The sequence below is a fragment of the Paraburkholderia sp. genome, from assembly GCF_049581445.1.
Classification (GTDB): domain Bacteria; phylum Pseudomonadota; class Gammaproteobacteria; order Burkholderiales; family Burkholderiaceae; genus Paraburkholderia.
Window position 1 is genome coordinate 1 of record NZ_JBAURZ010000337.1, and the last position, 8,530, is coordinate 8,530.

At 60.3% G+C, this 8,530-nt stretch carries 7 protein-coding genes and 1 pseudogene; all 8 read right to left on the bottom strand.

Annotation, left to right across the window (positions count from 1 at the left end; translation table 11 throughout):
* Window positions 1-47: 47 nt before the first annotated feature.
* Complete coding sequence (gene era, locus WCA85_RS27920; RefSeq protein ID WP_424068103.1) at window positions 48-947, bottom strand: GTPase Era; 900 nt, start codon at window positions 945-947, stop codon at window positions 48-50.
* Window positions 948-1,005: 58 nt separating this feature from the next.
* Window positions 1,006-2,250: a ribonuclease III gene (gene rnc, locus WCA85_RS27925; RefSeq protein ID WP_424068104.1), complete on the bottom strand. Its 1,245-nt coding sequence runs from the start codon at window positions 2,248-2,250 to the stop codon at window positions 1,006-1,008.
* A 163-nt stretch (window positions 2,251-2,413) separates the two neighbouring features.
* The gene (gene lepB, locus WCA85_RS27930; protein ID WP_424068105.1) at window positions 2,414-3,307 is read right to left on the bottom strand and encodes a signal peptidase I; all 894 of its coding nucleotides are present in this window, start codon (window positions 3,305-3,307) and stop codon (window positions 2,414-2,416) included.
* Window positions 3,308-3,325: 18 nt separating this feature from the next.
* Window positions 3,326-5,119 (bottom strand): translation elongation factor 4, encoded by a 1,794-nt coding sequence (gene lepA / locus WCA85_RS27935; RefSeq protein WP_424068106.1) that lies wholly within the window; start codon window positions 5,117-5,119, stop codon window positions 3,326-3,328.
* A gap of 170 nt (window positions 5,120-5,289) precedes the next feature.
* Window positions 5,290-5,553, bottom strand: a complete 264-nt coding sequence (locus WCA85_RS27940) for a glutaredoxin family protein (protein ID WP_424068107.1) — start codon at window positions 5,551-5,553, stop codon at window positions 5,290-5,292.
* Window positions 5,550-7,097, bottom strand: coding sequence for a DegQ family serine endoprotease (locus WCA85_RS27945; protein ID WP_424068108.1), 1,548 nt, complete (start codon window positions 7,095-7,097; stop codon window positions 5,550-5,552). The genes WCA85_RS27940 and WCA85_RS27945 overlap by 4 nt, the downstream gene beginning before the upstream one ends.
* A gap of 37 nt (window positions 7,098-7,134) precedes the next feature.
* Window positions 7,135-8,178: a MucB/RseB C-terminal domain-containing protein gene (locus WCA85_RS27950; RefSeq protein WP_424068109.1), complete on the bottom strand. Its 1,044-nt coding sequence runs from the start codon at window positions 8,176-8,178 to the stop codon at window positions 7,135-7,137.
* A 4-nt stretch (window positions 8,179-8,182) separates the two neighbouring features.
* Window positions 8,183-8,530, bottom strand: a pseudogene (locus tag WCA85_RS27955) (anti-sigma factor); the annotation flags it as partial.

The following is an 8,530-nucleotide window of genomic DNA, read 5'->3' on the forward strand; positions in this document are numbered from 1 at the left end:
GCTCGGAATCGTCCGGTCCGGCGTCGGGATGCAGGGTCATCCACGCGTCATTCGTACCCATAGGCGCGAAGTCCTGCTTCGTTGTCGGCCCAGCCACTCTTCACCTTGATGAAGGTTTCGAGATACACCGGACCGTCGAACAGCTTTTCCATGTCGAGGCGCGCTTCGGTGCTGATCTGCTTCAGCTTGGCGCCCTTCTGGCCAATGATCATCGCCTTGTGGGTATCGCGGTCGACCATAATGGTCGCGAAAATACGCCGCAGACGCCCTTCCGTCTCGAACTTTTCGATCAGCACGGTGCTGGTGTACGGCAACTCGTCGCCGGTCCAACGAAACACTTTCTCGCGCAGGATTTCCGCTGCAAGGAAGCGCTCGCTTCGATCGGTCAGATCGTCTTCACCATAGATGGGCGAGCCTTCCGGCAGGAACGGCTTGACGGTCGCCATCAGGCGTTTGATGTCATCCAGATTCTTGGCGGACAACGGGACGATCTCGTTGAACTGGCGCAGCGCGCTCACCTGCTGCATGAACGGGAACAGCGAATCCTTGTCCGACACGCGATCCAGCTTGTTCGCGATCAGCAACGTGGGCACGGACGGCGGAATCAGGTCGAGCACCCGCTGATCGTCCGGACCGAAACGGCCCGCTTCGATCACGAACAGGATCGCATCGACCGAGGTCAGCGTCGAGGTGACCGCGCGGTTGAGCGAGCGGTTCAGCGCGCCACTGTGCTTGGTTTGAAAACCCGGCGTATCCACGAAGATGTACTGCGCGTCTTCGAGCGTGTGAATGCCTGTGATGCGATGGCGGGTTGTCTGTGCCTTGCGCGACGTAATGCTGACTTTCTGGCCGACCAGCGCGTTCATCAGCGTGGACTTGCCTACATTGGGGCGGCCGACGATCGCGACCATGCCGCAGCGAAAACCAGTGGGAGTGGGAGCGTTCATATTCGAGCTACGGCAGGTTCATATGGACGCGCGACAACAGGCGCGCCCATGGATGGCATCAGTGGCCGGCATCGGCGACGCGCGTTTGCACCGCGTCGGCAACACCGGGTTCGAGTTCGGCTGGCGCCGGCGTGTCGGGCGCGAGTTCCCGTGGGCGGGAAGCAGCGGATTTGTCTGTGTTGCGGGGGGGGTTGTCGGCTTTGTCGGCCGGTCTCTCTGCGGTTTTATCTGCGGTGCGGGCAAGCGGTTCGCTGCGTTCCGCTGACCGGTCTGTTCTGTCCAGTCTTTCCTGCGGTTTTTCTTGCAGCTTTTCCGGCGGTTTTTCTAGCTTTTCACCGCGCTCGGATTTTTCCGCTTTTTCTCTGTCGGCGACAGCCTGGTTGCTGTATTCGACGTGCGCCGCACGAATCACGGCTAGCGGCGCCGCAGGCGCCATAACGGCAGCCGGACGTTCCGCAAGCGCTTCCGTCACCGTTGCCTTGGGCTCGCCACGTGTATGACGCTCGCCCTTACGGTCGGGCGCACGCAGATCTAGAGCCGCCTGCACACCGGTCACGCCGGGGACGATCTCCGGCTCGGCCTTCGCCGCACGGGCGCCTTTGGAGCGCTTCGGCTTGGCCACCACGGCAGGCGCGGCGGCCATGACCTCGTCGAGCGCCTTCTTGGCGGCGGCCTGCTCGGCCGCCCGGCGGCTCGCGCCCGAACCGGACACCTTCACGTCCAGCTTGGGCACCGTGCACTCGACTTCGAACTGCTGATTGTGCGCCGCACCATGGGTTGCCACGACGGTGTAGGTCGGCAACGCGATCTTGTGGCCCTGCAGATACTCCTGCAGTAGCGTCTTGGAATCCTTGCCGAGAGTACGGGGGTCGATATGATCGAGAATCGGCACATAGAGCCGCTTGATGACCGTCTGCGCGGCGTCGAAGCCCCCGTCCAGGAAGATGGCACCAAGAATGGCTTCGAGCGTGTCAGCGAGGATCGACGGGCGTCGGAACCCGCCGCTGCGCAGTTCCCCCTCACCCAGCCGCAGGCCCTCCGAGACATTCAGGGCCTGAGCAATCTCATAAAGCGACTGCTGTTTGACCAGATTTGCGCGTACGCGTGACAGGTCGCCCTCGTCCAGCTTGCCGAAACGTTGGAACAATAGCGCAGCCACCGCGCAATTCAGAACGGAGTCGCCGAGAAACTCGAGCCGTTCGTTATGCGTGGCACTGTGACTGCGGTGAGTTAAAGCCTGGCGCAACAATTCCGCATTGCGAAATTCGTAGCGCAAACGGCTTTCCAACGGAGATAGGGGCATGTGCAGAGTATAACGCGGGCGCCTGTCCCGGCGAAAACGCGGGGCGGGCGACGAAAAAGCGTGGTGAAGCGACCTTACCGCACGTTCTTAAAGTAGCGTGATAACACGTCGCGCTCGATGGATGGCATCGACGCGGCGTGTTGTGCGGTCGGTACAGCGAAGATCAGTGGAATGGTCCGATGCGTTTCAGGTTGCTGAAATTCATCCAGATGAAGAACGCACGGCCAACGACATTCTTGTCCGGCGCAAAGCCCCAATAACGACTGTCTGCGCTGTTATCGCGGTTGTCACCCATCATGAAATAATTGCCGGGCGGCACCTTGCAGATCACACCGCGTGCGTTGTACGTGCAGTTATCGCGATACGGATAATCTTCGGCGCCCACGATGAACGGCGGCACGGCGGGATTGTTCAGAATCGCATTCTTGCGGCCGTCGAGGTCTTCTTCAAACTGCTTCGCGTAACCGATGCGCTCTTCATCGAAAAAATCGGGTAACGGCGTTTCCGGCACGGGCTTGCCGTTGATCGTCAGTTGTTTGTCCTGATAAGCCACCACGTCACCCGGCAGGCCGATCACGCGCTTGATGTAGTCAACCGATTCGTCTTTGGGATAGCGGAACACCACCACGTCGCCGCGCTGAAGCGGACGACCTTCCGTGATCTTGGTGTTGGTGATCGGCAGACGAATGCCGTAGTCGTACTTGTTGACGAGGATGAAGTCACCGACCAGCAGCGTCGGCACCATTGAACCCGACGGAATCTTGAACGGCTCGACCACAAACGAGCGCACCACGAACACCACGAGAATGACCGGGAAAAAGCTCGCCGAATACTCGAGCCACCACGGCTGACGAAGCTTCTCGTCACGCAGGCGGGCCCGCGTTTGCGGGGCGTTTTCGTCGGCGAAGCGCTCGCCGACTCTTGCCTGCTGGCGGTCGAACTCGGCGACCGCGGCTTCTGCCGCGCGGCGCCGTTGCGGCAAGAACACCAGTTTATCTGCTACCCAAGCGACGCCCGTAATGATGACGAGCACAAAAAGAATCAGTGCAAAATTCATAGAGTTCCGTTCTTCGTCTTATTTGTCTTCGACACGCAGAATGGCGAGGAAAGCTTCTTGCGGAATCTCGACGGACCCGACCTGCTTCATTCGCTTCTTGCCTGCCTTCTGTTTTTCCAACAGTTTCTTCTTGCGCGAAATGTCACCGCCATAGCATTTTGCCAGCACATTCTTACGCAAAGCCTTGATGTTCTCGCGCGCAATGATGTTCGCGCCGATCGTCGCCTGAATGGCCACGTCATACATTTGCCGCGGAATCAGCTCGCGCATCTTTGCCGCCACTTCACGGCCGCGATACTGGCTTTGCGAACGGTGAACGATCACAGACAGCGCATCGACCTTGTCGCCGTTGATCAGCATGTCGACCTTGACGACATCTGCCGCGCGGTATTCCTTGAACTCGTAGTCCATCGACGCATAACCGCGCGAGACCGACTTCAGACGGTCGAAGAAGTCGAGCACGATTTCGCCCATCGGAATTTCGTACGTGAGCTGAACCTGGCGACCGTGGTACTGCATGTTGATCTGGTTGCCACGCTTTTGCGTGCACAGCGTGATCACGGAGCCCACGTAATCCTGCGGCATGTACAGGTTCACCGTAACGATAGGCTCGCGTACTTCCTCGATGCGTGAGGGGTCGGGCATCTTGGCCGGGTTCTCGACCACGATGGTCGTGCCGTCACGCTGCAGGACCTCGTACACCACCGTTGGCGCGGTGGTGATGAGATCCATGTCGAACTCGCGCTCGAGCCGCTCCTGCACGATTTCCATGTGCAAGAGACCGAGGAAGCCGCAACGGAAACCGAAGCCCAGCGCCTGCGAAACTTCCGGCTCATATTGCAGCGAGGCGTCGTTGAGCTTGAGCTTTTCCAGAGATTCACGCAGCGCGTCGTACTGGTTGGCTTCGATCGGGTACAAACCAGCGAACACCTGCGGCTTCACTTCCTTGAAGCCCGGCAACGGCACTTCAGCGGGACGGTTGACGAGCGTCACCGTGTCACCGACTTTCGCCGCCGCCAGTTCCTTGATGCCCGCGATGATGAAACCTACCTGTCCGGCCGACAACGATTCAAGGTTCTTCGATTTCGGCGTGAACACGCCGACATGTTCGACCGGATACTGCGCGCCGGTCGCCATCATGCGAATCCTGTCCTTCGGACGCAGCGTGCCGTTGACGATGCGCACGAGCATCACGACGCCCACGTAGTTATCGAACCACGAGTCGATGATCAGCGCCTGCAGAGGCGCCTCGGTATCGCCCTTCGGAGGCGGCACCTTGGCGATCAGCGCTTCCAGCACGTCTTCAACGCCCTGGCCGGTCTTCGCGCTGCAATGCGTTGCATCGGTCGCGTCGATCCCAATCACGTCTTCGATTTCGGAAATTGCGTTTTCCGGGTTCGCGGCCGGCAGGTCAATCTTGTTGAGCACCGGAATGACGTCGACGCCAAGCTCGATGGCCGTGTAGCAATTCGCCACCGTCTGCGCTTCAACGCCTTGACTCGCGTCCACCACCAGCAGCGCACCTTCGCACGCGGACAGCGAACGGCTGACTTCGTACGAAAAGTCGACGTGCCCCGGCGTGTCGATCATGTTGAGGTTGTAGATCTGCCCGTCGCGCGCGCGATAGGACAATGCAGCGGTCTGCGCCTTGATGGTGATGCCGCGCTCGCGCTCGAGATCCATCGAGTCGAGCACCTGGGCTTCCATTTCGCGGTCGGACAGGCCGCCGCAAATCTGGATGATGCGATCGGCGAGCGTCGACTTGCCATGGTCGATGTGCGCAATGATCGAGAAATTACGAATATGATTCATTCAGTACCGATCAAGCGAAAAAGGCGCGCTCGGACGATTGCGGAGCACGCCTTGTAAGTAGGTGAAAAACCTGTCTATTTTAGCCGAAAATGGCTCTCGCCCGGCATATCTTGCAGGAGGGCACGGAAAGCAGGTCGGGCCATGGCCCGTTCAAGAAGCTTTTTCGCGCGCTAGCGGGCCTGCACTGTACGCGCGGTAAGCGCGGCGCGGACACACCCTTCGTCGAGATGATAGTGGCACAACTCGACATCGTCGCAGACCAAAACGGGTACTAATTCGTTATAACGCGCTTCCAGCAGCGGGTCCGCGTCGATATCGACTATTTCGACCTGCGCGCCGAACTCGGCCAGGAGCGGCTCAAGCGCGGCCCGCATGTGGTCGCACAGGTGGCACCACGCGCGCCCATAGAGCGTGAGCGGCGCCGCCCGTGTCATTTCTGCGCGGAAGCGCCGCGCGGACGCAACGGCACAAACTGCGTGTTGTCGCCACGACGCACGAGCAACGCAATCATCTTTTGCGGATCGAGATGCGCGGTCACCTCGTCGAACTGCTTCGCGCTCGAGATGTCCGTGTCGCCAACGCGCAGAATGAGATCGCCCTTCGCGAGACCTGCTCGTGCAGCCGGGCCGTCCACCTGATCGACCTGCACGCCGCCGTGCACCTTCAATGTCTTCTGCTGATCAGCCGGAATATCGTTGACCGCAATGCCGAGTGAATTCGTCGCGCGCTGCTTCGGCGCCGGACTTTGCTTTTCATCGGTCTTCGCGGTCTTGTCCGGCTGCATCTCCGCGATCGTGATCGGCAGGTCGCGCGTTTGACCCTTGCGCCACACGGAGATGGTTGCCTTGGTGCCCGGCTTCGTCTCACCCACCATGCGCGGCAAGTCAGTCGCCGTATCGACCGAATGGCCGTTGAACTTCAGGATGATGTCGCCCGGTTGCACACCGGCCTTGTCGGCCGGACCGCCAGGTTCAACGCTACTGACGAGCGCACCCTCGGCAGTGGGCAGTCCAAGCGAATCGGCCACGTCCTTGGTCACTTCGCCGATTGCCACTGCGATGCGGCCACGCGTGACCTTACCGTTGGTCTTAAGTTGCTCGGCCACTCGCATCGCTTCATCGATTGGAATAGCGAACGAAATGCCCATGAAGCCGCCAGTCCGGCTATAGATCTGCGAGTTGATGCCAATCACCTCGCCCTGCATATTGATCAGCGGGCCGCCCGAATTACCAGGATTCACAGGCACGTCGGTCTGAATGAACGGCAGATAGTCGCCCGTGTCGCGGCCCTTCGCACTGACGATACCCGCCGTCACCGTGTTTTCCAGACCGAATGGCGAACCGATAGCCACAACCCACTCGCCCACGCGCACCTTGGTCGAGTCGCCGATCGTGACCGCCGGCAGATTGGACGCGTTGATCTTCACGACGGCAACGTCCGTGCGATCGTCGACGCCGATCAGCTTGGCCTTGAATTCGCGCTTGTCGGTAAGCGTGACGTAAATATTGTCCGCATCGTCGACCACGTGGGCGTTGGTCATCACGTAACCATCCTGAGACAGGATGAAACCGGACCCTACGCCGCTGCTTTGCTCGGAGTCGTCAGGGGTGTCCTGGCTGCTGCTGCCACCGCTTCCGCTACCCCCGCCGTTGTCGCTGCCGTTGCCATTGCCGTTCCCACCGCCGCCGTTATCGCCACCGTGACCCGGTTGCTGCGGCAAAGGTATGCCAAAAAAGCGCCGGAAGAACTCCGACATGTCGCCACCATCGAGCCCCGGTGGCATTCCGCCAGCGCTGTTACCGCCAGACACCCGTGTGGTCGTGCGAATGTTGACCACTGCCGGACCGACCTTGTCCACAAGGTCAGTGAAATCAGGAAGATTGGCCGCGGGAACTGCCGACGCCGTATGCGGTACAAGTGGCAGACAAACCGCCACCATTGCGGCTGCGAGGAATTTGCGCACCGTGAAAGTCGTCATATCGTAGCAAGCCGAGGGATTCGAAGGATTACAGGGACTACTTGGGCGCCTTGTATTCTATGGCAGATGCAAACTGCTGCAATGTGGCCTGGGGCACTTCTCCAAGTAGGGTAATCCAGAAATCACCACGACGCTTAACGAGTACGTGCGTCGCCCCATTACTACCCGCGCCTTCTTTGCGCGTGTTCTTTTCGACCGGCTCGACAAAAATCGAAATCGCCGCTATGCCGTCCGAAAACACGGCCTGATCGACCGGAATGGGCGGGTCGCTTGGGTCATGCGCCGCCATCGGACGACGCAATTCACGAATTTCGCGGAAGCCAGGCACCGTGGGGGTGATCTGCCAGCCCTGCGCTTCCATATCCACTGGTTCGACCGGCGGGCGCACTACCGTCCAGCCCGCAATATTGTGAATGCCGTTGGCAATCGCGGCCTTGTCGACGGGCACGCCAATGCTGATCTGCGAAAACGACAGTTGTTCGAGCACCTGGCCGCTCGGATCCAGCGTTTGCGCGCGGAGCAGCAGGCCCGTTTTCTTGTCTGCCCACAGTTTGTAGGCGAAGCGGTACTCGTCTTTCGGATCGAGCTCGACGACGTCGCTGTCGATACCTGCGACGCGATCGTTGCCAAGGAGCTTCGGCTCGTAGACGGCTAGCACCTGGTCGCTACTGGCGGTCAGCAATGCCGGGAAAGAATCTTTGTTCTGTCGTTTTTCGACGACGCACAGATGCCGTTCGGGGATGAACGTGTACATGTCGTCGTTATGGCGCAACATTTTTCGCGGCTTGCCGTCGAGGCTTTCGAGTTGCTCGAACTCGCCGTCATTGCGGGTCGCGTAATGCGAAATCCGCGACGTCTGCACGAAATCACCGCGCTGATAGACGAACGCGCCCTCGTAATTCTGCTGTTGGGCGGCCTGATGAATCCGGTTGAGCAAATCCGCCGCGGCGCGGTGGGCGACGAGCGGATCGTCGGATTGCGCAAAGACACGCGGCGTGGCGGACAACAATACGGCTGCACAGAACAAGAATGCCGGCAGCCGCCCCCAGATAGTCGTTTTATTCAACCGCAGTGTCTGCATCAGACTATTGGCCTTGCGTGGTCATGGCGGTAGTGCGAAGCAGCGGCATCGAGCCCGGCATGACCGGTTGCTGCCCAAACTGCTGATGAGCTTCCAGATATTGGTCGAGGCTGGCGTCACGGATGATATTGCCATCCTGCACCGGCTGGGCGGCCACGGTCGGCACCGGGGCCATCGCCACGCGCTGCACCGAATCCCCGTGCGATTGACCCGACGCTACCTGGCTGATACCCGGCGTGCCCGGCACACCCTGCAATTGCGGCACGACGATCCAGGTCAGCGTAGCGGCTGCCGCGGCCACGGCAAATGCCGGCAACACGCGGCGGCGCAGCGCCAGCAAACGGCGCGCGAC